Genomic DNA, 25,443 nt, shown 5'->3' with positions numbered 1-25,443 from the left:
TTGGGTTGCTGGCAAGGCGGGAGAACGCCGGGTCCTGCTGTAAGGGCTTCCGGGGCTTCCAATTCTAGGATAAATTCTATCTGTTCGGCCAATTTTTCCGTTTATATCAATCATTAAGCAGATGAGAGCGACGAACTGATTATGGAGCTTTTTGAAACATCCATTGTAGTGATTGGCGCAGGCGTCGTGGGACTAAGCGTCGCCAAAGCTTTGGCGGAAGGTGGACAGGATGTGCTGCTGTTGGAGCGCGAGAGTCTTATTGGCTCCGGTATATCATCTCGCAATAGTGAAGTGATTCATGCAGGTATCTACTATCCGCAAGGCAGCCTGAAAGCCGAAACCTGCGTAAGAGGTAAAGCGTTGTTGTACGAATACTGCGCTTCTCGCGGGATTCCTCATAAGCGTTGCGGGAAGCTCATTGTTGCAACTCACCCTGAACAGATGGATGCCTTGCAGCAAATATCTGAGACGGCTGCCGCCAATGGCGTGACGGACTTGCAGTGGTTGACCCAGGCCCAAGCCCTGGCGATGGAGCCCGAGTTAAGTTCTGTCGGCGCGCTGCACTCTCCTTCCACCGGCATTATCGACAGTCATCAGTATATGTTGTCTTTGCAGGGCGACTTTGAGCGCGCGGGCGGAATGACAGCGTTCAATGCGCCACTGCTGGGCGGGCGTATTGATGCGGGGCGGGTTGCTTTGAACGTTGGCGGCGCGGCGCCCTGCCAGGTGCGTGCGGAAGTGGTTGTGAATTGCGCTGGACTGGATGCGATGGGAGTGCTTGCTAACGTGGATGGATATCCTGTTGCTGGAATTCCTCCGATCTATTTCGCCAAAGGAAGTTACTTTTCTTTATCAGGGCGCAGCCCTTTTCAACGTTTGATATACCCTGTGCCGGAAGCAGGCGGACTGGGAGTGCACCTGACCTTGGACATGGGCGGACAGGCGCGGTTCGGCCCGGATGTTGAGTGGGTCGATCGGCCGGAGTTCAGTGTAAACCCCCAACGGATGGCTAAGTTCGCTCAGGCTATACGCAATTACTGGCCTGCGCTGCAGGAAGGCATGCTGCAGCCGGCGTATGCAGGAGTTCGCCCCAAATTGTCGTCGCAAGGCGCGCGCGCAGAGGACTTTGTCATCGATACGCCTGAACACAACGGTGTTGCAGGATGGTATAACCTGTTCGGTATTGAATCCCCAGGTTTGACGGCTTCGCTTGCTCTGGCTGAGACGGTGTCGAAACGGATATTAAATCGTTAAACGATCAGTCCATGGAGCGTCTCGCAATGCTAAAAACATAAACCTCAAGCGCGCCCGCCTGTTTCAGCGTGCGCGCAAGCTCATCTACTGTGCTGCCGGTGGTGACGACGTCGTCAATAATAATCAGCGGCTGCTGAGGGAGTTTGGATGAGGCCTCAAATCCATTCTTCACATTACTGCGTCTGCTTTTTCGATTTAGTCCGGTTTGAGGAGGAGACGCCTTTATCCTGCGACACAGTTTGTTGCTGTACTTTGCATTGGCGTAGCGAGCGAGGCTTCGAGCCAGCAGTTCCGCCTGGTTGAATCCGCGTTTACGTTGCTTGCTCTTGTGCATTGGAACCGGTATCAGAATGGGGGCGGAAATGTGTGCGTAGGCCTGTTGAAACGCAGGGAGGGCCGCCTGCGCTAACGCCCTGGCCCAATATCGTTTGTCTCCATACTTCAGCTGTCCGATGATGTGATTCATTGGAAAGATATAGTCAAAGGCGCTGGTGCTGGCGTCAAAGTGTGGGGGTTGTCGAAGACAGCGACCGCAGGGAACTGCGTCGGAGGCTATCCGGCTGACGCCGCAGCGGGAGCAGGGATGTTTGGGAGGCGTTAAGTCTGTGGAGCAGGCGGTGCAAATATGGGCGCTACCACCTGATTCGAGGCAAAGCAGGCAATGCTTTAGTTGTAAGCTGTTAACCTTTTCTCTGAGAAAGGTTGACAGCTTTTTGGTCCGGCTTATTATGTCTTCCATGAATTTCTCTCGTATTTGGGTCCACTTTCCTGTGTCGAGGCGGATTATATCTCAGGCCCCGGCTAGTTTTGTATAACAGCAAGAGTTTGATATGACAGCACCATGCAATCACCCATCCGCCATGACTGGTCTCTGGAAGAGGTTGAAGCTCTCTTCGCGCTACCTTTCAATGACTTACTATTCCAGGCGCAAGTCACGCATAGGCGGAACTTCGATCCGAATGAAGTGCAGGTCAGTACTCTGCTTTCTATTAAGACCGGCGCCTGCCCTGAAGACTGTAAATACTGTCCACAGAGCGGCCACTACAATACTGGTCTTGAGAAAGAGAAGCTGCTGGAAGTGGAAAAAGTGGTGAACGAGGCCAAGGCCGCCAAAGAGAAAGGCGCCAGCCGTTTTTGTATGGGAGCGGCCTGGAGAAATCCCCGCGCCAAGGATATGCCTTATGTCCTTGAGATGGTCAAACAGGTGAAGTCTCTCGGCATGGAAACCTGCATGACCCTGGGCATGCTGACGGCTGATCAGGCGTCGGAGCTTGCTGGCGCAGGTTTGGATTATTACAACCATAACCTGGATACTTCCGAGAATTACTATGGTGAAATTATCACCACGCGGACTTACTCCGATCGTCTGGAAACGCTGCAAAATGTTAGAGACGCGGGCATGAAAGTCTGCTGCGGCGGCATTATGGGCATGGGTGAAAGCGCCCGCGACCGCGCTGCTTTGCTTGCTCAACTGGCGAACCTGCCCAGCCATCCTGAAAGCGTACCGATCAATATGCTAGTCAAAGTTAAGGGTACGCCACTGGAAGTGCAGGAAGACATAGATCCGTTTGATTTCATCCGCACCATCGCTGTAGCTCGCATCCTGATGCCCAGGTCTCATGTGCGCTTGTCCGCAGGACGTGAGGATATGAACGAACAGATGCAGGCGATGTGCTTCCTGGCGGGCGCCAACTCTATTTTTTATGGTGAAAAACTGCTGACCACGCCCAACCCGGAAGCAGATAAAGATATGATGTTGTTCAAGAAACTGGGTATTCGTCCAGAGCAGCGCGAGCAAGCGCATTCAGAGGACCAGCAGGAAGCGTACCTGCATGACGTCATTCAGGCGCATGACCAGCAACAGCGCATGGAAAGCATGTTCTACGACGCGACAAAAACTGCGTAAACGTCATGTCGAAATGGGGGCATTTGGCGCAGACGCTGACTGCGCGGAAACAGCAGGATCTTTATCGCAGTCGCCTGACGATAGATAGCCCTCAAGCGCCTCGGGTCATGATAGAGGGGCGAGAGTATCTCGCTTTCTGCAGTAATGATTATCTGGGGTTGGCCAACGACCCGCGGCTCATCGCCGCCGCACAGCAGGCTTTAAGCGAGTTTGGTCTTGGCGGCGGGGCATCCCATCTCGTTATTGGACACCACCGCGCCCATCATGAGCTGGAACTGGATCTGGCCGAATTCACCGGGCGCGACCGCGCCTTGCTTTTTTCAACCGGGTATATGGCTAACCTCGGCGTGGCGTCTGCCCTATTGGGTAGGGGCGATTATGTCATTGAGGACAAACTGAACCATGCCTCGCTGTTGGATGCGGGAATGTTATCCGGGGCGAGACTGCTGCGCTATCGCCATGCGGACGCCGAGCATTTGGCGTTGCGTCTGGATGAGGTGGGCGATAGTCGGGCTTTGGTCATTACGGACGGCGTATTTAGTATGGATGGCGACATAGCTCCCTTAGATGCGATAGCGCAGGTATGTCACAGCAAAGACGCCATGCTGATGGTGGATGATGCTCATGGCTTCGGCGTGTTGGGAACCGAGGGGGGAGGATGTGCTGCGCATTTTCAGATGAACCAGGTTCAGGTTCCAGTACTGATGGGAACGCTCGGAAAGTCCTATGGCGCGGCAGGGGCCTTCGTTGCTGGTTCTGGCGAATTGATAGAAACGCTGGTGCAATTCGCCCGGACTTATATTTACACCACTTCCATGCCTCCGGCTATCGCTGCGGCGGCGCGCGTCAGTCTGCGGATAAGCCGGGAGGAGACTTGGCGCCGTGAACGATTGAATGAATTGGTGACGCGCTTCCGTAAAGAGGCAATAGGAATGGGCTATCAGTTGGCGGCCTCTTCCACTCCAATACAACCTGTTTTTATAGGTGACGCAGCGGCGGCAATGGAACTGAGCCAGGCGTTACGTAAAGAAGGCATTTTGATAACAGCGATTCGTCCCCCAACTGTTCCGGCAAACACCTCACGCCTGCGCGTCACGTTTAGCGCCGCTCATACGGATGATGACCTGAACCAATTATTGGAAGTTCTCCATAAATACCGTGGCGCCACCAATATCGCTGGAGTGGCGAATGCCTGACGGACGCATTGATTCGGTTCATCTGATTGGCGGCTGGGCGCAACCACAGGCGGCGCTCGAACCTTTAGCGCAGGCATTAGGCGGAATTTCAGTCGTTACGACTTGGACGCTGAGTGATTCCTATGCCGCGCTTACTCGACGGCTATCCGCCCAGTGGAATGAACGAACCCTGATCGTGGGATGGTCGTTAGGCGGTTCTTTGGCGATTCGTAGGTTAGCTGCGGAAAACCTGAAAGTAGCTCGCCTGGCGCTGGTGGCGTGTAATCCATTTTTCGCCGGGGATAGTGGGTGGCCAGGGGTTGGTTTGGAATTGCTCGACGGCTTTGCCGACGACTTGAACTCTGATCGCGTGCGATTGCTGAGGCGTTTCAATCTGTTGCAGACACAGGGCGCAGCGGCGGCGCGAGCGCAAGCTCGGCAGACTTTAAACTTCGCTTCTGCAATCGAGTCCTGGTCAGAGCAGCAGTTAAGCGCTTCGTTAGAGTGGTTGCGGAGCTGGGATTTACGTGATGAATTGGCATACCTTGATGTCCCGGTCACCCACTTTCTAGGGGAAGCGGATGCCATTGCGCCGGTCGCTCTAGCGCAATGCCTGCAACAAAACTATCCCTGCCACCAAGTGGAAATAGTGGGTGGTATGAGCCATTTCCCTGATGCGGAAGCAAGCCGTTTCATCGCGGAAAGCTTGCAGTCAGGATGAAACGCGTGGATTAACTCGATGAATCATGCAGTAACTATTAAATCCTTTGTATCGACTTCCCCTCTTTCAGATTTGGAGCGTGGCGCCGTGGATAAATCCAAAGTGGCGGAATCATTTAGCGCCGCGGCTGCGACTTATGACCTTCTGGCCGGCATGCAAAAAGAAGTGGGTGAGAGCCTGGTGTCGCTCAGTCGGGAAGGCTGTCCGCAAGATATTATCGATGTGGGGTGTGGTACGGGGTGGTTGACTCATCGCCTGAAAAACAGCTTTCCTGAAGCGAGATTATGCGCCTATGACCTGTCGCCTGGGATGATTGAGTACGCCCTTGCGCATCACGATAACGTGGCGGAGATCTGGGCTGTCGCCGATATGGAGTCCCTGCCTGTGGCCAATGCGAGTCAGGATCTTGTGTTCAGCAATATGGCGATGCAGTGGCTGGATGATCCTCGTGCCTGGTTTGCCGAGGCGAGCAGGGTGTTACGGCCTGGAGGCCGACTGATTTGCTCCACATTACTGACGCAAACACTGTTTGAACTGGAGCAGGCATGGCATGGAGTGGATGGGGGCCGCCACGTCAATCGCTTTCTGAGTGCTGAACAGGTTGCCGAAGCTGCGGTTTCCTGTGGATTGCGAGGGGAATGCAGAGAGTCTTTGTACGTACGCTTTCATGACTCAGCGCTTGATGTAATGAAAGAACTTAAAGGCATCGGCGCCCATAATATTCAATCTGAGCGCCCGCAAGGACTGACTGGTAAGCGCCGACTCCGTCGTGTTATCGAGAATTATGAAAAATGCAGACAGGAGCAGGGTGTGCCCGCTACATATCATGTTGGCGTCTGTGTATACAGCAGGATCTAATTCATGGCTAAAACGTTTTTTGTAACCGGGACAGATACTGAAGTTGGTAAGACTTTTGTCTCCGCTGCGTTACTGCACGCGGCGGCGGCGATGGGGAAGCGTACGCTAGGATTGAAGCCGGTGGCGTCCGGGTGCGAGCAGACGCCTGAAGGGCTTCGAAATGAAGACGCATTAGCATTACAGCAGTACGCCACGGTGAAGCTTCCTTACGCTCAAGTAAATCCGGTTGCTCTAGAGCCTGCGATTGCGCCCCATATTGCTGCGCAGCAGGCGGGGCGAACATTATCAGCTCCTCGCTTGGTCGGATTGTGTCGAGGCGCCTTGATGACGCCGCATGACTTTTCTTTGGTGGAGGGCGCTGGCGGCTGGTTGACGCCGTTGAATCCGCGGGAATATTTAAGTGACCTCGCCGCGATGTTGGATATTCCTGTCATTCTCGTGGTGGGCATGCGTTTGGGCTGTATCAATCACGCCTTGCTGACAGTAGAAGCGCTGCGTGGTCGCCGTTTGAAGCTGGCGGGATGGGTGGCGAATCAGGTCTCGGAGGAAACCATGCCCCAATTGTCGGATAATCTCGAGACGCTGAGCGCAAGAATATCCGCACCCTGCCTGGGCGTCGTTCCCAGAGCTGAGGCGCCGGACAGTCCCAGTGTTCAGACCGCCTTGCGGCTGGCTCCATTGTTTGAAGTATAGACCCGACAGGAATCGCGTTTGGGTTGCAAGATTGTGAAGAAACTTTACCGCTGGTTGAAAATTAAACGAATTGGTGGGTACAATCAAAGTTGAGTTAGTCTGATCGCCGAGTGGTAATGCGATGATTTCAAGCGTTTTGCAAAGCGGAGTGCAGGGTGTAAAGCAAAATCTCCAAGGGATGGAAAAAGCGGCGACTGAAATCGCCAAAGTAGGACAACCCGTCGAAGAGTCCGGTGAACTGCGCACAGTAGACGATGCTGTGGAGTCCATTGTGGACCTTAAGTTGTACGAGAATGGCGTTAAAGCTTCGGCGAAAGTCATTAAAACCGCCGACGAAACCCTGGGAACGCTGCTGGATATCAAAGCCTGAATAGTTGCGGCCGCAACAGGGTTTAGCGAGGTTAACGGGAGCATAAGGTGCAGATAGCCGGAGCGGGACAACCCGCCATCAGTTCTGTTACCCCATACTCGCCTCCCACGAAGGTGAGCAGCTCGGCTGTCTCTATTTCTGACCTGGAATCCACCCTGCCGCCGGTGCAACCATTGGAGCCCAGCGCTTCTTCTTCCTCCTCCAACTCTTTTCCTACTGTTATCTACAATCGCTTTGCGCAAACCTCAAGCGTGACGCCTCAGGTAGTCCAGCCCACAACTACGGAGGAGGATGGGGCGGTGGTGGTTACTGGTCAAGAAGCACCTGCTGTACAGACCGCGCCTGTATCGCCAAATAATGGTGATGGTGGAGAAGCGGTTGAAGGGGGGTCTGGAGCTATCCAGGAAAGAGGCGGTGAAGATGGAGCGCCTGCAGCGTCGAGCCAGGCTGAGCAGCCCAGGCGCTCGGCCCCTGACGACTCTGGTGGTGGGCTGAGTGAAAGTGATTTAGCAGCAATCTCCCAATTGGCGCGACGGGATCTTGAAGTGCGGCAGCATGAGCAGGCGCACGTGTCTGTTGGCGGTCTCTATGCGGGCGCTCCCCAATATTCCTATTCCCGTGGGCCGGATGGACGCTCCTACGCTGTTGGCGGTGAAGTGCCGATTGATGTGTCGTTAGTGCCTGGGAACCCTGAGGCCACTATAAGGAAAATGGAGCAGGTTCGAAGAGCGGCGTTGGCGCCGGCGGAGCCTTCTACTCAGGACCGCTCTGTCGCTGCGCGTGCGACTCAGGCCATTTTGCAGGCGCGTTCCGAGCTTGTACAGCAACAGGCGGATGAGCGCGCGGAGTTGCAGGCTGAACAACAACAGGAACGTGAGCAGCGGCAGCAGGAGGAGAGTCGCGGTTCTTCCAGTGAGCGTGAAAGCGAAGCCATTCGCACCTATCTTGACTTGATCCGTATAGGACAAGCTTTCGAGCAGGGATTACAGCCCAGCATTCAATTAGACGAAGTGATCTAAACCTTCTTTACTGATTCTTAACCTTGTCCGGCGTTTGTTTGCGCCGCTTAGGCAAAGGCCTTCACTTACAAAATTTTACCCATTCATCACTTCTGGCGTTGGGTGCCAAGTCGGTTTTTGTAACGCATAAGTATTTGTTTTTTAAAAGATTAAAAAACCATGATAAGTATTGTTGCGTACCCTTTGACGAACGGCTATTAAAAATTGGAACTTTAACTCTAATCGTTCTTGACAATCACCGTAAGCAAACGTATGTTTCAAACACTTGTTTGATATATCGGTGAGTATTGTGGCTCACTGTGAAAAAAATCCAGAACATGGAATAAAAAGGTAGCGGCCTCGTGTTGCTGCGCCGAGTAGAGATTGAGGTAAACGTTATGCCGGAATATAAAGCTCCTTTACGCGATATCAGGTTTGTGATGGATGAACTGTTGAATGTGCAGTCTCATTACAGGGAATTACCGAGTGCGGAAATGACGACCCCAGACATGGTGGACGCAATAATCCAGGAAGGAGCAAAGTTCTGTGAGCAGGTCTTGTCTCCCCTTAACCGGGTGGGAGACGAGGAAGGTTGTACCTGGAGCGAAGACGGCGTAACCACCCCCACCGGCTTCAAAGAAGCTTATCAGCAATACGTGGAAGGCGGCTGGCCTTCAATGACTGCGCCAGAAGATTTCGGCGGCCAAGGTCTGCCCGAGTCTCTCGGTCTGGTTATGAGTGAAATGGTTGGTTCATCCAACTGGGCTTGGGGTATGTACCCAGGTTTGAGTCATGGCGCGGTTAACACCGTCATCCTGCATGGCTCTGAAGAGCAGAAGGCGATGTACCTGCCTAAACTGGTTAGCGGCGAATGGACTGGCACTATGTGTCTGACTGAACCGCATTGCGGTTCCGATCTGGGTATTCTGCGCTCTAAAGCTGAGCCGAATGCAGATGGCAGCTACAGCATCACTGGAACCAAGATTTTTATTTCCGCTGGCGAACACGACATGGCGGAAAACATCGTCCATATCTGTTTGGCGCGTTTGCCAGACGCACCGCAAGGCACCAAGGGCATTTCCCTGTTCATCGTTCCTAAGTTCCTGGTTAATGAAGACGGTAGCCTGGGCGAGCGTAACAGTGTTACTTGCGGTTCTATCGAACATAAAATGGGGATTCATGGCAACTCTACGTGCGTCATGAATTTCGATGGCGCCAAAGGTTACCTGATCGGACCAGAGAACAAAGGCTTGGCGTGCATGTTCACCTTCATGAACTTTGCTCGTCTGGGAACTGCCATTCAAGGTTTGAGTGCATCCGAGCTGTCCTTCCAAGGCGCTTTGACCTATGCAAAAGATCGTTTGGCGATGCGTTCTCTGTCCGGCGTGAAGAACCCGAACGGTCCTGCCGACCCCATTATCGTACACCCTGACGTACGTCGTATGTTGTTGACGCAAAAGGCGTTTACTGAAGGTTCACGCGCACTGATTTATTACACAGCAGTGCAAGGCGATTTCGTTCACCATGGCGCTACTGAAGAAGTTCGCAATGAAGCAGACGAGTTGATGGGTTTCCTGACTCCAATCGCTAAAGCGTTCCTGACCGAAATCGGTTATGAATCCGCTAATTTGGGGATGCAGGTTTATGGCGGTCATGGCTTTATCTCCGAGTGGGGTATGGAGCAGATCGTTCGTGATACTCGTATCGCATTGATGTACGAGGGCACCACTGGCATTCAGGCGCTTGACCTGCTGGGTCGTAAAATCTTGATGACTCAGGGTGAATCTCTGAAGCGCTTCACCAAGCTGGTGCACGTATTCTGCAAAGAGCAGGCGGAAAATGCGGATATGAACGAGTTTGTTGAGCCGCTGGCCAAGCTGAACAAAGAGTGGGGAGACCTCACTATGAAGATCGGTATGGCTGCGATGAAGAACCGCGACGAAGTAGGCGCCGCCTCCGTTGACTATCTGATGTACTCCGGCTATGCCGTACTGGCCTATTTCTGGGCGCGTATGGCGCTGGTGGCGCAGCAGAAGCTGGCGGAAGGAACCACAGAAACTGGTTTCTACACAGCCAAACTGCAAACTGCGCGTTTCTACTTCAAACGCATCCTGCCCCGTACCCTGTCTCATGCCCAGTCCGCGCTCAACGGCGCTGGCTGCATGATGGATATGGAAGTGGAAAACTTTGCGTTCTGATTCCGTGTAGGGACAAAATAAGCCCGCTGTTGCGGGCTTTTTTACATATCGATGCGAACCGGTATGTGGCCGGATTCGTAATAGCCAGATAATAGCGCGACAATAAGCACAAACAGAAAGACATTCATTCAGACAAAGCGATTTAGCTCGAGGGAGTAACCATGGCTGATTATTCTGCGCCGCTTCGTGACATGCAGTTTCTACTCAAAGAAGTGTTTGAAGCCGATAAACTTTGGCTCAGCTTGCCGGGCGCGCGCGACACTGTTGACCCGGATACTGCGGACGCCATCCTGGAAGAGGCCGCCAAAATAGCCTCCTCTTTGCTGGCGCCCCTCAACCGGAGCGGAGATGAAGAAGGTTGCCAATGGAATGAGGGAGTCGTGACAACGCCCAAGGGCTTTAAAGAGGCCTATAACACCTTTATCGAAGGCGGTTGGTGCGGGTTGGGCGGCAACCCCGACTTCGGTGGCATGGGCATGCCGAAGATGTTGGGCGCCCAGGTTGAAGAGATGGTGCAATCCGCGAATATTTCTTTTGGTTTGTACCCCATGTTGACAGCTGGCGCTTGTCTGGCGATTGACGCTCACGCAAGCGAAGAGTTGAAGCAAACTTATTTGCCGAATCTATATTCAGGCGTATGGGCGGGCTCCATGTGTTTGACTGAGCCGCACTCGGGAACGGATCTTGGCATTATCAGAACCAAAGCCGAGCCTAATGGCGACGGTTCTTACGCTATCACTGGCACAAAGATTTTTATTACTGGCGGTGAGCATGACCTAAGTGAAAACATCATTCACTTGGTGCTGGCGAAATTGCCTGACGCTCCAGCAGGTTCAAGAGGTATCTCCCTGTTTCTGGCGCCTAAATTCAAAGTTACTGAAGAAGGTGGCGTTGGTGAGCGCAACCCAGTGTTTTGCGGTTCGATCGAACACAAAATGGGCATTAAAGCTTCTGCTACCTGTGTGATGAACTTTGATGGCGCGCAAGGTTGGTTGGTCGGCGAGCCGAACAAGGGGCTGGCCTGTATGTTCACCATGATGAACTATGAGCGCCTTGGCGTTGGCGTGCAAGGTTTGGCGGCGGCGGAGCGTTCCTATCAAAATGCGGTTGAGTATGCGAAAGACCGTATCCAAGGGCGTTCCGCCACCGGTGTGGTCGCTAAGGACAAAGCGGCTGATCCTATTATTGTGCATCCAGATGTACGCAGAATGTTAATGACCATGCGCGCCCTGATTGAAGGCAGCCGGGCGTTCTCCACCTATGTAGCGAAGTATCTGGATATCTCCAAGTACTCCGACGACGCTACCGCCAAGCAGCATGCTGAAGCGATGGTGGCTCTGTTGACGCCAGTCGCCAAGGCGTTTTTGACGGATCGTGGTCTGGATAGCACTGTGCTTGGCCAGCAGGTCTTTGGCGGCCATGGCTACATCCGTGAATGGGGGCAGGAGCAGTTGGTGCGCGATGTGCGCATTGCGCAGATTTACGAAGGCACTAATGGCATTCAGGCGCTTGACCTGATGGGGCGTAAAGTGGCTATGAATGGCGGCAAATTCGTCGAGTTATACGCTGGCGAAGTGGCCGACTTTATTGAAGCCAACCGGGACCGCAGTGAGCTGCAGGAGTTTGTAGAACCGCTGGCGGCTGTCTTTGAACGTCTGTCAGATGTGACGGAGTATGTGCTGGAGACGGTCGAGCAGGATCCTAACGCTGTCGGCGCGGCCAGTGTTGAGTATCTGGATCTGTTCGGCTATGCAGCATTTGCGCATGTCTGGGCGATGATGGCGAAAGTGGCGATTGAGAAACAGGCTGGCGACAGCTCTGGTTTCTATGACGCCAAGCTGAAAACCGCTCGTTTTTACTTCCGTCGCCTTCTGCCGCGTACTGTGTCTCTGGCTGAGTCCATCAAGTCCGGTAGCAGCGATATGATGGCGCTTGATGTAGAACAGTTCTAAGTTGCTCTGAGAAATAACTTAAGAAGCCCGCTTAGCGGGCTTTTTTGTGGCTGTCTGAATGCAATTACGAGCCTTGGCTGTAAAGAAAATCAGCGATTCAGCGTGACTCGGTCGGCGGACTCGGGATGGGTGATAAAGGGGTTGCTGTTGCCCTGCAGCTCGCGAATCTGTATATCTCGAGCGATCTCCTCCGGGGTAGGAGGATCGGCGCGGGACCAGCGCTTTAATTGGTCCAGGTTGCCGTATAAAGGCAGATTGTAAGTCGTGTGCATATAGAGAAGGCTTCGAGCAATGTCGCCTTTTATATCGTCAGGAGGATCGATAATGCCGAATACCTGGCGGATGCCGCACTCGTCGGCTTTGACTTCATTGCCTAACTCTTCGAATTTGGCTGCACGGCGCTCCAGTTCAAAACGGGCGTCTTCCGGATAGATGTTGTGCAGATCAGACGCCATGCGGCGATATGCCTCGTTGTTCTCCCTGCATTGTCGGGGTGTGCCGCACTCCAGATTGTCTCTGATCCAAAGCGACGAATAGATATAACTTTCGGTGACCAGAATACTTTTCTTGCTGAACTCTTTTTTGCAAAAGAAAGTCTTGCCGCCATCGGCATAAAGCTTGCCCCAGAATTCTTCCTTGAGTGTCTGCTTGGGATCATTGAATTTGGTCTGGGCATGGGTGACGTTAAGCAAGCCCGCCATGAAAACACCCAGTAGGACGGTGACTGTGTTCCTCATTTGCGGATCCGTAATCTGATTGTTTTTATTCGGTGATACGCAGGGCCGTTGACATGGTCAGGGCTAAGCGGACCCATTTACACCTATATTACAAATTGTCAGCAAAGTACAGTGTAAACAGGCCCGCTTCCGATGATAGGGGGTCGGTGGGGCGACTAAGCGCAGGGCGTTAACCCCGGCAGGGTTACTTGAGGCGATCTTTGATTCGTTGATAGCCGCTACGTAACTCTTCGCCCATTTTTTTTGCGGTTTCACTGATTTCCTTGCCAGTTTGGCCCGCTTCCTGGCCTGCCTGCTGCAGTTTGCCGACAAACTTATCCCACTCTTTTTCAAGATCCTCCCACTCGTCCCGGACTTCCGCCTTGGCCAGATTCAGCTGTAGCCGTAACTCGTCCCTTTCCTGCTTGAGTGAGTCTTTAAGTCTTTTGATTTCGTCTTGCAGTGTGCTCATGCTTCATCTCTCCCGATGATTTAAGTTCCATTAATCATAGACAGCAACGGCGTTAAATGGTTGATCTGCATCAACCTGGGGTGGCTTTTCAGTGACGGATTTTCGGTCAGGAAGCAGATAATCCTGCGCCCGCCAGCTCCAACGCGGCGTAAGTCAGGGTAGACCAAACAGGAGTACTATCCAAGCCCTTTATGGACCTGTCAGCGGCCTGACAGGCTTGGTGGATGTTTCGCAGTCGGGCTGCGTTAAAGCGAGGTATAAAGCGTTTGTATAAGGTCCAGCGATTCTTGAAAACCCTCTCTTTCTGCAGCGCCTGCTCCAAGCCCTGGGAGGTTTGCGAGTGTTTGTAGAGTTTGGCGAGCAGTCGCACTTCGCGGGCCAATGACCAAAGTACTATGCTGGGCTCGAAGGATTCCGCCTGCAGAGTTTGCAGGACTTTCAGCGCTTGCTTCGGGTTTCGCTCCAGACAGGCGTCCACCAGATTAAACACGGTGAACTTGTTGCTGTTGGATATGCCGCGCAGGACTTGCTCTTCGTCCAGATTGGCGTCGTCGGACAATAGACGCAGTTTCTCCATCTCCTGTCGGGCCGCCAGTAAATTGCCCTCAACATGATCGCATAATGCTTTCACTGCGCCGGATGTAGGGGTGAATCCTAATTTGTGCAGGCGCTGATTTATCCAGTTGGGCAGTTGATCATGACTGACCGGCCATACCTGAACGTGAAGACTATGTGTCTCAATTGACTTGAACCACTTTGTATTAAGGGTGGAGGACTCAATGCGATCACTGATAATCAGCATCAGGCAGTCTTCAGGTGGGTTTTCGCTAAAGGCGGCGAGCCGTTTTTTGCCGCCATCGTTTGGCAGACTGTCCAAGTGAACTTCAAGTAACTTCTTCTCGCCAAAGAGGGAGAAAGACTGAGTGTGCTCGTCAAGAGCGCTCCAGTCGAAGTTTTTGGGAGCGTGAAAGACGATGCGCTCGCTGAATCCCTGTTTACGGCTGAATGCGCGTATCTCGTCGCAGGCTTCCTGACGCAACAGTGGTTCATCCCCGCTCACCACAAATACGGCGGGGGGATGTTTGTTCAGGTTACTTTGCAGCTGCTCCGGTTTGATGCGCATGAGAAAGACTCAGTTCGCCGCCGGCGCCGAAGCTTGCTCGCTATATACCGCCAGACGATTGAGTATTTCCGTGGCGAGTAACTTGTCCAGATCGTCGCGGATGCTGTTCTCTTCCTTTTCTTTGCCAAGTACGCTGAGTTTGTCATATTGGTAAGACTGGAATTGCTGTAGCGACGTTGTTTGAATCAACGATTCTCCCTGAGCGTCAGTCAGGCTGAAAGTGACTTTGCGGGAAAGCTCATATTCTGCGGCGTTGGCGCTGCTGTCCAAACTGACGGCGCGACGGCTATTTTCAATGCCGCCTATCGCCAGGGTGGGTGCATCCGCTCCACCATCGCTGACTTGAACGGAAGCTTTCTGCAGGCGCTCGCGAATTTGTCCGCAAAGCACCCTGGCGTCGCCCTCCGGGCAGCTCAGATTGAGCGCCTGGAGGGAAGGGGATAGCTCCATCTGACCGCGCAAATGAAAGCCGCAGGCGCTGACGAGAACGCTGACAATCCCCGCCAGCATTAGTCTGATACCGATATGCATCGCTTTACTTCACCACGATGTTGACCAGTTTTCCTGGTACGACGATGACTTTAACGACGGTTTTGTCTTCCATGAAACGTTGAACGTTTTCATCATCGAACGCCAGTTTCTCCAGCTCATCTTTGTTGGCGCTTGCCGCCGCCTGAATACGCGCGCGCAGTTTTCCGTTCACCTGAACGACCAGTTCGATGCTGTCTTTCTCCAGCGCTTTTTCATCCAGTTGCGGCCAGGGGGCGTTCATGACGACGTCCTCATGTCCCAGCTCGCGCCACAGGCCGTGGCTGATGTGGGGAACAATCGGAGCCAACACCAGCACTGCTGTTTCAAGCGCCTCCTGCACAACCGCCAAACCTTGGGGGGAGTCATCTTCAAAACGGCTTAACTCATTCAACAGTTCCATCACCATAGCGATGCCAGTGTTGATCGCCATGCGGTGATTGAACTCATCGGTCATCTTCTTGATGGTTTCATGAGTTTTGCGGCGCAGTGTGCGCTGGGTCTCGTTCAGCTCGGCCACATTCAGCGGCGCAGCTCCTTTCTTTTCAACGTGCGTATGCACCAGTTTCCACAGGCGGCGCAGGAAGCGATGTTGTCCTTCAACGCCGGACTCTGACCACTCCAACGATTGCTCGGGCGGGGCCGCAAACATAGTGAACAGTCGAACGGTGTCGGCGCCGTACTTGTCGATCAGCTCTTGCGGATCAACGCCGTTGTTCTTGGACTTGGACATTTTCTCCTTGGGTCCAATGATAACAGGCTGACCATCTTCGATGAGAAACGCCTTTGGCGAATTGCCTTGGGTATCGAGCTCAACGCGAACGTCCCTGGGATTGAAATAGGTTTTCTTGCTGGATGGATCTTCGCGGTAGAAGGTTTCCGCGATCACCATACCCTGGCACAACAGCTTCTTGAATGGTTCGTCACTGTCCACCAAGCCTTCGTCACGCAACAATTTGTGGAAGAAGCGCGAGTACAGCAGGTGCAAAATGGCGTGCTCGATGCCGCCTACGTAATAATCTACAGGCAACCAGTAGTTGGCGGCCGCAGGGTCCAGCATGGCTGACTCCAGGTTGGGGCAGCAGAAACGCGCGTAATACCAGGAGGATTCCATGAAGGTGTCGAAAGTGTCGGTTTCCTGAGTGGCGGGCTGGCCGTTGTAGCTGCGTTTGCTCCAGTTAGGGTCGGCTTTAATGGGGGATTTGACGCCATCCATTTCCACGTCTTCAGGCAACCTTACTGGAAGGTCCGCTAAAGGAACGGGAACTTCTGTTCCATCTTCCTGCGTCATCATGGGGATTGGCGCGCCCCAATAACGCTGACGGGATACGCCCCAATCACGCAGACGATAGTTGATTTTTTTCTCGCCGATTCCCATGGCGGTCAGTTTTTCAGCGACCGCATCGAAAGCTTCCTGGGAAGTCATGCCGGTAAATTCGCCGGAGTTGACCAGGATACCCTTTTCTGTAATGGCTTTTTCCTGAATATCCACCTCATCGGCGTCGATGACGGAAATAACCTGCTTGATGGGCAAGCCGTATTTCAGCGCAAATTCGTGGTCGCGCTCATCGTGACCAGGGACAGACATGACAGCGCCTGAACCGTAGTCCATCAAGACGAAATTGGCGACCCAGATTGGCGCAGGCTCATTTGTAAGCGGGTGGATGACAAAGAACCCGGTGTCCATGCCGCGCTTTTCCATCGTGGCCATGTCGGCTTCCGCGACTTTGGTGTTTTTGCACTCATCCAGGAACTTCGCCAACTGGGGATTACTGGCGGCGGCTTCCAGCGCCAACGGATGTTGCGGCGCGATAGCGACATAAGTCACGCCCATAATCGTGTCTGGACGCGTGGTGTATACCTGCAGATCGCCATCGTGATCTTTCAGTTTGAAGTGAAACTCGACCCCTTCTGACTTGTTGATCCAGTTGCGCTGCATGGTTTTGACCTGTTCGGGCCAATTCTCCAGCTTGTCCAGATCATTGAGCAGTTGCTCCGCGTAATCCGTGATTTTAATGAACCATTGCGGGATTTCGCGACGCTCCACAACCGCGCCGGAGCGCCAGCCTTTACCGTCAATAACCTGCTCATTGGCCAATACGGTTTCATCCACGGGGTCCCAGTTGACCGTGGACATTTTTTTGTAGACCAGCCCTTTCTCGTAAAGACGGGTGAAGAACCACTGCTCCCATTTGTAGTATTCCGGGCGGCAAGTGGCCAGCTCGCGATTCCAGTCATAACCGAAGCCCAACAGCTTCAACTGGTTTTTCATGTAAGCGATGTTTTCGTAAGTCCACTTGGCTGGCGCGACGTTGTTTTTCAGCGCTGCGTTTTCCGCCGGGAGACCGAATGCGTCCCAGCCCATGGGTTGGAGAACGTTCTTACCCTGCATCCGCTGGTAGCGGGAGATGACGTCGCCGATGGTGTAGTTACGGACATGGCCCATGTGGAGCTTGCCGCTGGGGTAGGGGAACATGGATAGGCAGTAGAACTTCTCTTTGCCTGGCTCCTCGTCCACTTTGAATGCATCGGTTTCTTCCCAGAACTTTTGCGCTTCCTGCTCAACTTTTTTTGGGTGGTACAGTTCTTCCATCGGTCGTCTTTTGTCGCCTGATCGCTTTAATTAAGGTTTATCGCCCCGGATCAAAAACGTCGGCTTGCAAGCATGACATAATCCTTACTGATGGACTCTGCGTCGGCAAGGCGCTGGGGCGTGTAAACACAATGGGTTAATGGCGGACTTTCCGCCATGAAAGCCGTTTATTCTAACCTAATAGTGTTGACTACAGATAGGGTTGGAGTAGGGTTGAAAACAAGATCTCGCATATCCGGGAGGTTAAGGTATGAAGCAGGAGGATAAAGCGCCTGAACATGTCGTGCAGGCGTACAACAATATTCTGCAACGCGTTGAGAAATCTCTCGCTGATGTTGAAGTAAAGACATGGGAGACCATTAAGCAGGAGATTGATCAGGCTGTCGAGTTTGAGCAGGGGCTGGCGAAACTGACCAAGGAGGAATGGAATCTTCTGGAAGCCTACGTCAAACGCGACATGAAAGAGCTTTACCACTTTGTCGCAGAGACCGGCAAGGGGCTGCGCGAGTGGCTGAAGCTGGACCTTGACCTGATTGAGCAGCGCATCGGCGACGCGTTATTGTCTATCGCTGATAAGACATTGGTGGACTTGGAAAAGTTGGACTATCAACTACACCATGATCCGGGAACCTATGTTGCCGGAGAGGTCGCTTGCCCTGGTGTCCTAAGATGTGATCAGTGCGGCAAAATGGTTTGCTTGGTGGAAACTTCGCATATCGACGCCTGTCACCGGTGCCAGGGTATCTATTTTCAACGGCTTACGTCCCGTTGGCCTTATGAGCCGGAGCTTGAAGGAGAGAGAGATTCGGAAGGCGGAGATTAGCCCGCCTGTTCCAAAGCGGCGGCGGGAGCCTCAGTCTGCTCGCGCCGTCCCAGCAGTAATGCGCCAGCCAGCAACAGCGTCGCGATGATCAGGATTGGCCAGGACCCCAGGCGTGAGAAGAGGGTGGCTCCTTGGCGCAGTTCTACCGTTCCACTTAAGGTTGTCGCCTGAAACTGCGGCGCCCGGGAGGCAATGCGGCCATGGGGGTCAATGATGGCGGTAATGCCGTTATTGGTGGAGCGTAACATGTACTTGTCGTTCTCCAGGGCTCTCATCTGTGCGATTTGTAGATGCTGATGCGGGCCGATAGAGGCGCCGAACCAACTATCATTGCTGACCGTCACTAATAGCTCAGGTTGTTGCGCCAACTTTGCAACGAAATCCGGATACACGACCTCGTAGCAGATGAAAGGCATCAGGGTTGCGTCCCGAAAACGAATTGGGGCTTGTGTTGGAGAGCCTTTTTGCATGCTGGACATAGGCAAATTGAAGAAGTCGATGAGCCCGCGCAGCCATGATTCCAAGGGTACATACTCACCAAATGGCACCAGCTTTTGCTTGTTGTAGGCGCCTTCGCCCTGACCCAGCGCGATAAAGCTGTTGTAAACATTTATCCTGGCGTCTTCACCTCTATCCGCGCTGAGAATGCCCATCATCAAGGCAGTGCTGTTTTCTGTGGCTTGCTTGTCCAGCTGTTTGAGCAGTGGGCCCGCCTGGCTGCTGAAATAAGGGAGAGCGGTTTCCGGCCAGATAATCAGGTCACTGTCCCATAGCGGCTCGGTGAGAGTCAGATAGGTCTCTGTAATAACCTCGCGATTCTCTCTGAGCCATTTTACCTCTTGGGCAATGTTTGCTTGCACCATACTGACTTGGATGGGGTCTCCTCGCGGCGTTGTCCATTCCAGCTGCTGCAGTAAGGCGCCTCCGCCCCAAATCCCCGCAATTAGCGCCGCGTTACAAGCCAGAACAGTGGGAGATTTGCGGTTGCGGTAACTTAGGCTTAACGCGTGACAAGTTAACAGTAGCAGGAGCGTGACCCCATAGACTCCAAAGACAGGAGCCCAGCCAGCTAACGGCGCATCAATAAAAGCGACGCCGAGGAGCAGCCAGGGGAAGCCTGTAAGCAGCCAGGACCTGACCCACTCGAACAAAACCCACATAGCGATAAAAATTAGCCCTTCCAAGCTTGGTGATAAGCGTCTCCGGGTCAGGCGGGCGGTTATTGCAAATTGCAGCGTAGGGAATAAAGCGATGCCCGCGACAAAGGCGGCGGTCAGGATAAAGGCCAGCACTGCGCTGGCGTTTCCGTGTTCATGGATGCTGACGTAAACCCAGGAGGCGCCGGAGCCAAACAGTCCGAGGCCAAACGCCCAGCCTTGCGCGAGGGCCTGTTTGACCTTGCCGAACTGAAAGACGTTCAGCAAGATCAGGGCGGCGGGAAAAGCGCAGAACCACAGGTTGTAGGGGGCGAAACAAAGAGTGAACAGCCCGCCTGCGGCGGCCGGCGCCACCCAGTTCCATAGCAAGGCGGACTTCATGCCGTGCGGCTGACCTGAATCAGGCGAATCTGGCGGCTGTCTGCATTGAGTATTTTGATGTCGAAGCCGTGGAAGGAGACGGTTTCGCCTCGTTTCGGCAGGCGGCCAAACTGCTTGATGACCAGTCCGCCGATTGTGTCGAACTCTTCTTCGTCCAATTTGGTGGTGAAGTATTCATTAAACTCTTCCACCGGCGTCAGCGCCTTGACGACATATTGGTTGTGGCCGGTGCACTTGATAAGGCTTTCTTCGTCGAAGTCATGTTCGTCTTCGATCTCGCCTACTATTTGTTCAAGCACGTCTTCAATTGTCACCAGACCTGCTACACCGCCATACTCGTCCACCACAATCGCCATGTGATTGCGGTTTTCCTTGAATTCTTTCAGCAACTGATTCAAGCGCTTACTTTCTGGAATAAACCATACAGGGCGCAGGATATCCTGAACTTTGCTTTTGTTTAGTTCGTTTTTCAACGCCAGTCCAAGCAAGTCCTTGGCCAGCAGAATGCCCACTACTTCGTCTTTGGACTCGCCGATGACGGGGTAGCGGGAATGAGCGGACTCAAGCAGCTCGTCCATGTATTCCTGAGGGCTTTGTGAGGCCTTGACGACGCTCATTTGGGCGCGAGGAATCATGATTTCCCTGACCTGCATGTCTGTGACCTGCATGGCGCCTTCAATCAGGCTCAGGGAGTCGGGATCTATGATGTTGCGGTTTTCCGCCTCCCGCATGATTTGCAGGAGTTCTTCCTTGTTCTGCGGTTCATCGGAAAAGGCCTGGGTTATACGGTCAAGCCATGAGCGAGAGATTTGCTGGCTACCCGAATGATCGTCACTCATTGATGTTGTGTTACCCTTCAGCTAACGAACTGTTGGTGGCGTAGGGAGGGGGAAAGCCCAGACTGGTCACCAGTTCTGTTTCGAGACTTTCCATAACCTCTGCTTCCTCGTCAATTATATGGTCGTATCCCTGTAAATGCAGCATCCCATGAATGACCATATGCGCCCAGTGCGCGGCGGCGGTTTTTTGCTGTTCCACGGCTTCGTTGAACACTACCGGCGCGCAAATAACCAAGTCCCCCAATAGGGGTAAAGTTAATCCTGGCGGGTTTTCAAAAGGGAAGGACAGGACATTGGTCGGCTTGTCTTTGCCGCGATACTGCGCGTTCAGCTCCCGGCTTTCCTCCGCGTCAACGATACGGATGGTCACCTCACGGTCGCCCGTTTCGCGCAGGGCTGCCTGCGCCCACAGAATCAGCTGTTCTTCGCTTGGAAGGTCAGCCTCTTCCGAGGCTATCTGGATATCGACGTCGAGACTCATAAACTGCTTATTTAGATGCGTTTGCTTCGTTTATATGGGCTTCGGCGGCGTTTTTCAAATGGAATTTTTGTTAAATGCTTCGTACGCATCAACAATTCTTTGTACGAGTGGGTGACGCACTACGTCTTTGCTCAGGAATTTGGTGACGCTGACGCCTTTGACGTCTTCAAGCACTTTCAATGCTTGAACCAAACCGGATGGAACGCCTTTCGGCAGGTCGACCTGGGTGGGGTCCCCGGTTACTACTGCAGTTGAGCCGAACCCGATCCGGGTCAGGAACATCTTCATCTGCTCCGGCGTAGTGTTCTGGCTTTCATCCAGGATGATAAAGGCGTTATTCAAAGTACGACCGCGCATAAAGGCGAGTGGGGCGATTTCGATCAGCCCTTTTTCCAGTAGTCGATTAACGTGCTCGAAACCGAACATTTCGTATAACGCGTCGTACAGAGGGCGCAGATAAGGGTCGACTTTCTGCGCCAGATCACCGGGTAGAAACCCTAGTTTCTCTCCTGCTTCAACCGCAGGGCGCACCAGCAGAATGCGCTTCACCTGATCATCGGCTAATGCTTGCGCAGCGCAAGCGACCGCCAGGTAGGTCTTGCCCGTGCCGGCAGGGCCGACGCCGAAGTTGATGTCGTGCTGCAGGACCGATTTGACATAGTGAATCTGATTTTGACCGCGGGGCCGGATATGCAGCTTGGGCGTGCGGATAACGACGCCGTCGGAAGAGCTGCTTGCTTCGTCTTCTTCCTCAGCGCCGGATTCGCGAATAAACAAGTGCACCGTGTCGGGCTCAATAGAAGTGGACGCTTCGGTTTCCCGGTAAATGTGGCGGATGATCTCCGCCGCCGCCTGAGCGTTCTTTTCTTCCCCAAACAGAGTGAAGGCATGCCCGCGATAGGCGACGCGGACCTTCAGGCGGCGTTCGATTAAGCGCAGATTTTCATCAAATTGCCCACATAGGGCTTGCAGTCTGATGGGGTCGGCAGGTTCCAGCTTAAAGCTGATGGCTGGTTCGTTCAAAATTTATCGCCTGATAGTGTGATGTGGGCCTGGACTTAGTAGTCCAGGCTGTCAACGCGTTCACCGCGTAGTGAGTTGGGCAGGGCTGCGGTGATGGTGACGTCTACAAAACGTCCGATAATATCGTGGCTGTCGCTACGGAAGTTCACCACTCGATTGTTTTCGGTGCGCCCCTGTAGTTCGCCAGGATCTTTCTTGGATACGCCTGTCACCAAAATACGCTGGGTGGAGCCGACCATTTTACGGCTGATGTCCTGTGCGAACTGCAAGATGCGCTGCTGCAGAATCGCCAGACGCTGTTTCTTGGCCTCTTCGGAGACGTTGTCTTCCAGGTTGGCGGCAGGAGTGCCTGGACGCGCGCTGTAAACGAAGCTGAATGAGTGGTCAAAGCCTATCTCATTGATCAGATTCATGGTTTCCTCGAAATCCGCGTCAGTTTCCCCTGGGAAGCCAACAATGAAGTCAGAGGACAGGCTGATGTCAGGACGAATCTCTTGCAGACGACGCAGCTTGTCTGTGTATTCAGCGACAGTGTGGCCGCGCTTCATCAGGTTCAGTATGCGGTCGGAGCCGCTTTGCACCGGTAAATGCAGGTGGCTAACCAGCTTGGGAACGCTGGCGTAGACATCGATAAGCGAGTCGGAAAATTCGACCGGGTGCGAAGTGGTGTAGCGAATGCGGTCAATGCCGTCGACCGAGGCGACATAAGTGATCAGCTCCGCCAAATCCATATAATCGCCGTCGTGCGTCAGTCCCCGGTATGCGTTGACGTTCTGGCCGAGTAGGTTGACTTCCCGCACGCCTTGTCCGGCCAAATGCGCGATTTCCGCGATCACGTCGTCTACAGGGCGGCTGACTTCTTCGCCGCGAGTGTAGGGCACCACGCAGAATGTGCAGTACTTGCTGCAGCCTTCCATGATGGAGACGAAGGCGCTGGCGCCTTCGCTGCTGGGCATAGGCAGGCGGTCGAACTTCTCAATTTCGGGGAATGTGACGTCCACCATAGGGATCTTTTGATGGGCGACGGAGTTGACCATTTCCGGCAAGCGGTGCAGGGTCTGTGGGCCAAACACCATATCTACGTAAGGTGCGCGGTCGCGAATAGCATCGCCTTCCTGGCTGGCGACGCAGCCGCCGACGCCGATCAGCAGATTAGGATTCTTTTCTTTAAGCGTTTTCCAGCGGCCTAACTGATGAAACACTTTCTCTTGGGCTTTTTCCCGGATAGAACAGGTGTTCAGCAGTAAAATATCCGCCTCATCGGGGTTGTCGGTGAGTTCAACGCTATGACTCTCACCTAATAAGTCAGCCATGCGCGATGAGTCATACTCGTTCATCTGACAGCCATAGGTTTTAATAAAGAGTTTTTGCGCCATTCAAAACCACCCGAAGAATCTGCGAACTTAAAAATTGGGACCGCGTATTATACGTTTTAGGCGGGCTCTAGTGTAGGGGGGCGTTCAAAAAGTTAGCAGTATGGACTCCAGAGCTCTGTGGCGGCTGTGATATGATTGCGCCGGTTTTCAGCGTCTCCCCTTTGTTCTCAAGGCTTACGAGGGCGATACGGATAGTTGAGCGATTGAATTTACAGGTGTGTTTATGTCGAATAAGACGAGTAAAAAAGTTTTTCGGGTCGTTTACTTTAATCAGGATGAGGTATTCGAGCTGTACGCGAGTAAAGTCTATTCCAGCGAGCTGTATGGGTTTATTGAGGTGGAGAACTGGTTGTTCGGTGAGCGCTCACAGCTACTGGTCGATCCTGCGGAAGAGAAGCTCAAAGGGGAGTTTGCAGGGGTAAGCCGTTCCTTTATTCCCATGACCTCCATCATCCGTATCGACGAAGTGGAGCAGCAGGGAACAGCAAAGATCTCCTCCGGCAAGTCCGGAGGAACAGTGGCCAGCTTTCCTCGTCCCCCAGTGAAAACGGATCGCTAGCACTGATGACGGCGCCGTGTCCCCGGCGCTGTCGCTACCTCTTCACGCTTGTGTGTTATTCGTCGTCGTTGCTCTGATTTTGTTCCTGTTCTTCTTGAGGGCTTAAGTAGCGTTTTAACTGCGCTTTCAAAGACTTGGGGATCTCCATAATAATGAGGGCGTCTTTCTCGCTGTCGTAAATAATGCTTTCATTTATTGCTTCGGAAGAGAACGACAAGCTCATCCCGGAGCCTCTGCCTGCAAAGCGGACGAGTTGTTTCAGCTTGCGGCTGTCCGGGCGCAACGCTGCCGGGGCTTCTGGAATAGCTTCGCGCATAAAGTGGGCGAACTTGTCGGGGTTTTGTTCATCAATGGCGATGGACAGTTCTTCAATTTGTACAGCTTCTCCCAGCTTCTCTTGGTCTGAGCAGAACTCAACCGCCTTTTTCTTCAGCTTGGCGGCGCTCTTCGGATCTAATGATTCAGCGAAGCGCTCCAGGCCGCTCAACACCACTTCTGTTTCTTTTACGGTGTCCACATGGGTGGCGAAACCAAAACTATGGCAGCCCGCTTCGCCTATCTTGCGCAGGTTGCGTTGTAGATAGACGCTGGCGCAGTCAGGCTGATTGCTGGCGAAAAGTGGGTCCAGTTCGATACGCAGCGCGAAAGTGATGGCTTGCGGGTCCAGGTGCTCAATGGGCTCTATTTGCAATTCGTTGGTGACGACATTGGTGACGCTGCTTTCCAGGACAAAAATATAAAGGGTGCGGGCGTCGCCCTGCTGGTCGTGAATCCACAGTAAATAACTCTGTGTAGTGAGTGGGATGACATCCAGCTTTTCTTTGAATTCGGCCAGGCCTTTTTCTGTCAATTGCTGGAAGGACATTTTCCCTTCGTACCAATCCTTTAACCAGGGACCGAAACTCTGTCCTTCAGCATGAAGGTTAATACGCCCAAAAGCCTTACCTGTTTTGGCGGCGAACAGTCGACGTAAGGTATGAAAAACAGCTTCATTGTCCGCGCCGGTCTTGGGCAGTTGCTGCGGAATCCGGGTTTGGCTGGCGTCGTCTTCGGAGAATTTTTCCAGTACCTGAATGCTGAGTTCGCTGATCGCCATAGTTGGTAAGCCTTAATCGAGCCTGAGTGTGCGGGGAGACGCTGGACAAAGCCACGTCTTAGTTAAAGGCGGATTGTAATCACCCCGGTAGAGAGTGCAAGGCTGCTGTGCGGGTATTCTGAGTTTTGCTCTGCAACCGTGAGATATGTTG

At 53.3% G+C, this 25,443-nt stretch carries 24 protein-coding genes; 12 read left to right on the top strand and 12 right to left on the bottom strand.

Features of this window, described 5'->3' with window-relative positions:
• Window positions 1-141 precede the first annotated feature (141 nt).
• A complete protein-coding gene (locus HCH_RS24125) occupies window positions 142-1,254 on the top strand; it encodes an NAD(P)/FAD-dependent oxidoreductase (protein WP_011399106.1) in 1,113 nt (370 codons plus the stop codon).
• A gap of 4 nt (window positions 1,255-1,258) precedes the next feature.
• On the opposite strand, the gene HCH_RS33955 is transcribed toward HCH_RS24125, so the two are convergent.
• Complete coding sequence (locus HCH_RS33955; protein ID WP_011399105.1) at window positions 1,259-1,993, bottom strand: ComF family protein; 735 nt, start codon at window positions 1,991-1,993, stop codon at window positions 1,259-1,261.
• Window positions 1,994-2,095: 102 nt separating this feature from the next.
• Between HCH_RS33955 and bioB the strand changes: the two genes are divergently transcribed.
• The 9 genes from bioB (at window position 2,096) to HCH_RS24075 (ending at window position 12,125) form a co-directional block, all read left to right on the top strand.
• Window positions 2,096-3,160: a biotin synthase BioB gene (bioB, locus tag HCH_RS24115; RefSeq protein ID WP_011399104.1), complete on the top strand. Its 1,065-nt coding sequence runs from the start codon at window positions 2,096-2,098 to the stop codon at window positions 3,158-3,160.
• A 5-nt stretch (window positions 3,161-3,165) separates the two neighbouring features.
• Entirely contained in the window at window positions 3,166-4,356 is a 1,191-nt protein-coding gene (gene bioF, locus HCH_RS24110; RefSeq protein ID WP_011399103.1) for an 8-amino-7-oxononanoate synthase, read from the top strand.
• Window positions 4,349-5,056: an alpha/beta fold hydrolase gene (locus HCH_RS24105; protein WP_011399102.1), complete on the top strand. Its 708-nt coding sequence runs from the start codon at window positions 4,349-4,351 to the stop codon at window positions 5,054-5,056. Before bioF ends, HCH_RS24105 begins: the two co-directional genes overlap by 8 nt.
• A gap of 18 nt (window positions 5,057-5,074) precedes the next feature.
• Window positions 5,075-5,914 carry a malonyl-ACP O-methyltransferase BioC gene (gene bioC, locus HCH_RS24100; protein ID WP_011399101.1) on the top strand — a complete coding sequence of 280 codons (840 nt, stop codon included), beginning with the start codon at window positions 5,075-5,077 and terminating at the stop codon, window positions 5,912-5,914.
• A 3-nt stretch (window positions 5,915-5,917) separates the two neighbouring features.
• Window positions 5,918-6,607 (top strand): dethiobiotin synthase, encoded by a 690-nt coding sequence (gene bioD, locus HCH_RS24095; protein ID WP_011399100.1) that lies wholly within the window; start codon window positions 5,918-5,920, stop codon window positions 6,605-6,607.
• Window positions 6,608-6,728: 121 nt separating this feature from the next.
• Entirely contained in the window at window positions 6,729-6,977 is a 249-nt protein-coding gene (locus tag HCH_RS24090; RefSeq protein ID WP_011399099.1) for a hypothetical protein, read from the top strand.
• A 47-nt stretch (window positions 6,978-7,024) separates the two neighbouring features.
• Window positions 7,025-7,996, top strand: coding sequence for a putative metalloprotease CJM1_0395 family protein (locus HCH_RS33265; RefSeq protein ID WP_011399098.1), 972 nt, complete (start codon window positions 7,025-7,027; stop codon window positions 7,994-7,996).
• Between the two features lie 377 nt (window positions 7,997-8,373).
• The gene (locus HCH_RS24080) at window positions 8,374-10,173 is read left to right on the top strand and encodes an acyl-CoA dehydrogenase C-terminal domain-containing protein (protein WP_011399097.1); all 1,800 of its coding nucleotides are present in this window, start codon (window positions 8,374-8,376) and stop codon (window positions 10,171-10,173) included.
• A gap of 161 nt (window positions 10,174-10,334) precedes the next feature.
• Window positions 10,335-12,125 (top strand): acyl-CoA dehydrogenase C-terminal domain-containing protein, encoded by a 1,791-nt coding sequence (locus HCH_RS24075; RefSeq protein WP_011399096.1) that lies wholly within the window; start codon window positions 10,335-10,337, stop codon window positions 12,123-12,125.
• A gap of 89 nt (window positions 12,126-12,214) precedes the next feature.
• On the opposite strand, the gene HCH_RS24070 is transcribed toward HCH_RS24075, so the two are convergent.
• The 5 genes from HCH_RS24070 to leuS form a co-directional block, all read right to left on the bottom strand.
• A complete protein-coding gene (locus HCH_RS24070; protein ID WP_041598900.1) occupies window positions 12,215-12,862 on the bottom strand; it encodes an endonuclease in 648 nt (215 codons plus the stop codon).
• A 184-nt stretch (window positions 12,863-13,046) separates the two neighbouring features.
• Window positions 13,047-13,313 (bottom strand): hypothetical protein, encoded by a 267-nt coding sequence (locus HCH_RS24065; protein ID WP_011399094.1) that lies wholly within the window; start codon window positions 13,311-13,313, stop codon window positions 13,047-13,049.
• Window positions 13,314-13,419: 106 nt separating this feature from the next.
• Window positions 13,420-14,436, bottom strand: coding sequence for a DNA polymerase III subunit delta (gene holA, locus HCH_RS24060; RefSeq protein WP_011399093.1), 1,017 nt, complete (start codon window positions 14,434-14,436; stop codon window positions 13,420-13,422).
• 9 nt (window positions 14,437-14,445) lie between these two features.
• Window positions 14,446-14,967, bottom strand: coding sequence for an LPS assembly lipoprotein LptE (lptE, locus tag HCH_RS24055; RefSeq protein ID WP_011399092.1), 522 nt, complete (start codon window positions 14,965-14,967; stop codon window positions 14,446-14,448).
• Window positions 14,968-14,971: 4 nt separating this feature from the next.
• Window positions 14,972-17,557, bottom strand: a complete 2,586-nt coding sequence (gene leuS / locus HCH_RS24050; RefSeq protein WP_011399091.1) for a leucine--tRNA ligase — start codon at window positions 17,555-17,557, stop codon at window positions 14,972-14,974.
• A 250-nt stretch (window positions 17,558-17,807) separates the two neighbouring features.
• Between leuS and HCH_RS24045 the strand changes: the two genes are divergently transcribed.
• Entirely contained in the window at window positions 17,808-18,380 is a 573-nt protein-coding gene (locus HCH_RS24045) for a zinc ribbon-containing protein (RefSeq protein WP_011399089.1), read from the top strand.
• Here the strand turns inward: HCH_RS24045 and lnt are convergent.
• Genes lnt through miaB form a run of 5 tightly spaced genes read right to left on the bottom strand, consistent with a single transcriptional unit; the run spans window position 18,377 to window position 23,637 of the window.
• On the bottom strand, window positions 18,377-19,918 hold the full coding sequence (gene lnt / locus HCH_RS24040; protein WP_011399088.1) for an apolipoprotein N-acyltransferase: 1,542 nt from the start codon (window positions 19,916-19,918) through the stop codon (window positions 18,377-18,379). The two genes, HCH_RS24045 and lnt, sit on opposite strands and share 4 nt — an antisense overlap.
• Window positions 19,915-20,757 (bottom strand): HlyC/CorC family transporter, encoded by an 843-nt coding sequence (locus HCH_RS24035; protein WP_011399087.1) that lies wholly within the window; start codon window positions 20,755-20,757, stop codon window positions 19,915-19,917. The genes lnt and HCH_RS24035 overlap by 4 nt, the downstream gene beginning before the upstream one ends.
• A gap of 10 nt (window positions 20,758-20,767) precedes the next feature.
• Window positions 20,768-21,238, bottom strand: coding sequence for an rRNA maturation RNase YbeY (gene ybeY / locus HCH_RS24030; RefSeq protein ID WP_011399086.1), 471 nt, complete (start codon window positions 21,236-21,238; stop codon window positions 20,768-20,770).
• Between the two features lie 54 nt (window positions 21,239-21,292).
• The gene (locus tag HCH_RS24025; RefSeq protein ID WP_011399085.1) at window positions 21,293-22,261 is read right to left on the bottom strand and encodes a PhoH family protein; all 969 of its coding nucleotides are present in this window, start codon (window positions 22,259-22,261) and stop codon (window positions 21,293-21,295) included.
• A gap of 35 nt (window positions 22,262-22,296) precedes the next feature.
• A complete protein-coding gene (gene miaB / locus HCH_RS24020; RefSeq protein WP_011399084.1) occupies window positions 22,297-23,637 on the bottom strand; it encodes a tRNA (N6-isopentenyl adenosine(37)-C2)-methylthiotransferase MiaB in 1,341 nt (446 codons plus the stop codon).
• A 223-nt stretch (window positions 23,638-23,860) separates the two neighbouring features.
• Between miaB and HCH_RS24015 the strand changes: the two genes are divergently transcribed.
• Window positions 23,861-24,196, top strand: coding sequence for a DUF1820 family protein (locus HCH_RS24015; RefSeq protein ID WP_011399083.1), 336 nt, complete (start codon window positions 23,861-23,863; stop codon window positions 24,194-24,196).
• 55 nt (window positions 24,197-24,251) lie between these two features.
• Here the strand turns inward: HCH_RS24015 and HCH_RS24010 are convergent, their stop codons facing one another.
• The gene (locus HCH_RS24010) at window positions 24,252-25,292 is read right to left on the bottom strand and encodes a nucleoid-associated protein (RefSeq protein WP_011399082.1); all 1,041 of its coding nucleotides are present in this window, start codon (window positions 25,290-25,292) and stop codon (window positions 24,252-24,254) included.
• Window positions 25,293-25,443: the final 151 nt, after the last annotated feature.

Origin of the sequence: Hahella chejuensis KCTC 2396 (assembly GCF_000012985.1) — a bacterium.
Taxonomy (GTDB): Bacteria; Pseudomonadota; Gammaproteobacteria; order Pseudomonadales; family Oleiphilaceae; genus Hahella; species Hahella chejuensis.
Note: the sequence above shows the minus strand (reverse complement) of the source record. Positions and strands in the feature narration are given on the sequence as shown.

Excerpts from the sequence above, each read along its gene's own strand:
- HCH_RS24080 (WP_011399097.1), top strand. The coding sequence starts at position 8,374 with ATGCCGGAATATAAAGCTCCTTTACGCGATATCAGGTTTGTGATGGAT.
- leuS (WP_011399091.1), bottom strand. The coding sequence starts at position 17,557 with ATGGAAGAACTGTACCACCCAAAAAAAGTTGAGCAGGAAGCGCAAAAG.
- bioC (WP_011399101.1), top strand. The coding sequence starts at position 5,075 with ATGAATCATGCAGTAACTATTAAATCCTTTGTATCGACTTCCCCTCTT.
- HCH_RS24125 (WP_011399106.1), top strand. The coding sequence starts at position 142 with ATGGAGCTTTTTGAAACATCCATTGTAGTGATTGGCGCAGGCGTCGTG.
- lnt (WP_011399088.1), bottom strand. The coding sequence starts at position 19,918 with ATGAAGTCCGCCTTGCTATGGAACTGGGTGGCGCCGGCCGCCGCAGGC.
- bioB (WP_011399104.1), top strand. The coding sequence starts at position 2,096 with ATGCAATCACCCATCCGCCATGACTGGTCTCTGGAAGAGGTTGAAGCT.
- HCH_RS24090 (WP_011399099.1), top strand. The coding sequence starts at position 6,729 with ATGATTTCAAGCGTTTTGCAAAGCGGAGTGCAGGGTGTAAAGCAAAAT.
- holA (WP_011399093.1), bottom strand. The coding sequence starts at position 14,436 with ATGCGCATCAAACCGGAGCAGCTGCAAAGTAACCTGAACAAACATCCC.
- ybeY (WP_011399086.1), bottom strand. The coding sequence starts at position 21,238 with ATGAGTCTCGACGTCGATATCCAGATAGCCTCGGAAGAGGCTGACCTT.
- HCH_RS24045 (WP_011399089.1), top strand. The coding sequence starts at position 17,808 with ATGAAGCAGGAGGATAAAGCGCCTGAACATGTCGTGCAGGCGTACAAC.
- lptE (WP_011399092.1), bottom strand. The coding sequence starts at position 14,967 with ATGCATATCGGTATCAGACTAATGCTGGCGGGGATTGTCAGCGTTCTC.
- HCH_RS24075 (WP_011399096.1), top strand. The coding sequence starts at position 10,335 with ATGGCTGATTATTCTGCGCCGCTTCGTGACATGCAGTTTCTACTCAAA.
- HCH_RS24035 (WP_011399087.1), bottom strand. The coding sequence starts at position 20,757 with ATGAGTGACGATCATTCGGGTAGCCAGCAAATCTCTCGCTCATGGCTT.
- miaB (WP_011399084.1), bottom strand. The coding sequence starts at position 23,637 with ATGGCGCAAAAACTCTTTATTAAAACCTATGGCTGTCAGATGAACGAG.
- HCH_RS24065 (WP_011399094.1), bottom strand. The coding sequence starts at position 13,313 with ATGAGCACACTGCAAGACGAAATCAAAAGACTTAAAGACTCACTCAAG.
- HCH_RS24070 (WP_041598900.1), bottom strand. The coding sequence starts at position 12,862 with ATGAGGAACACAGTCACCGTCCTACTGGGTGTTTTCATGGCGGGCTTG.
- HCH_RS24010 (WP_011399082.1), bottom strand. The coding sequence starts at position 25,292 with ATGGCGATCAGCGAACTCAGCATTCAGGTACTGGAAAAATTCTCCGAA.
- bioD (WP_011399100.1), top strand. The coding sequence starts at position 5,918 with ATGGCTAAAACGTTTTTTGTAACCGGGACAGATACTGAAGTTGGTAAG.
- HCH_RS24105 (WP_011399102.1), top strand. The coding sequence starts at position 4,349 with ATGCCTGACGGACGCATTGATTCGGTTCATCTGATTGGCGGCTGGGCG.
- bioF (WP_011399103.1), top strand. The coding sequence starts at position 3,166 with ATGTCGAAATGGGGGCATTTGGCGCAGACGCTGACTGCGCGGAAACAG.
- HCH_RS33955 (WP_011399105.1), bottom strand. The coding sequence starts at position 1,993 with ATGGAAGACATAATAAGCCGGACCAAAAAGCTGTCAACCTTTCTCAGA.
- HCH_RS24015 (WP_011399083.1), top strand. The coding sequence starts at position 23,861 with ATGTCGAATAAGACGAGTAAAAAAGTTTTTCGGGTCGTTTACTTTAAT.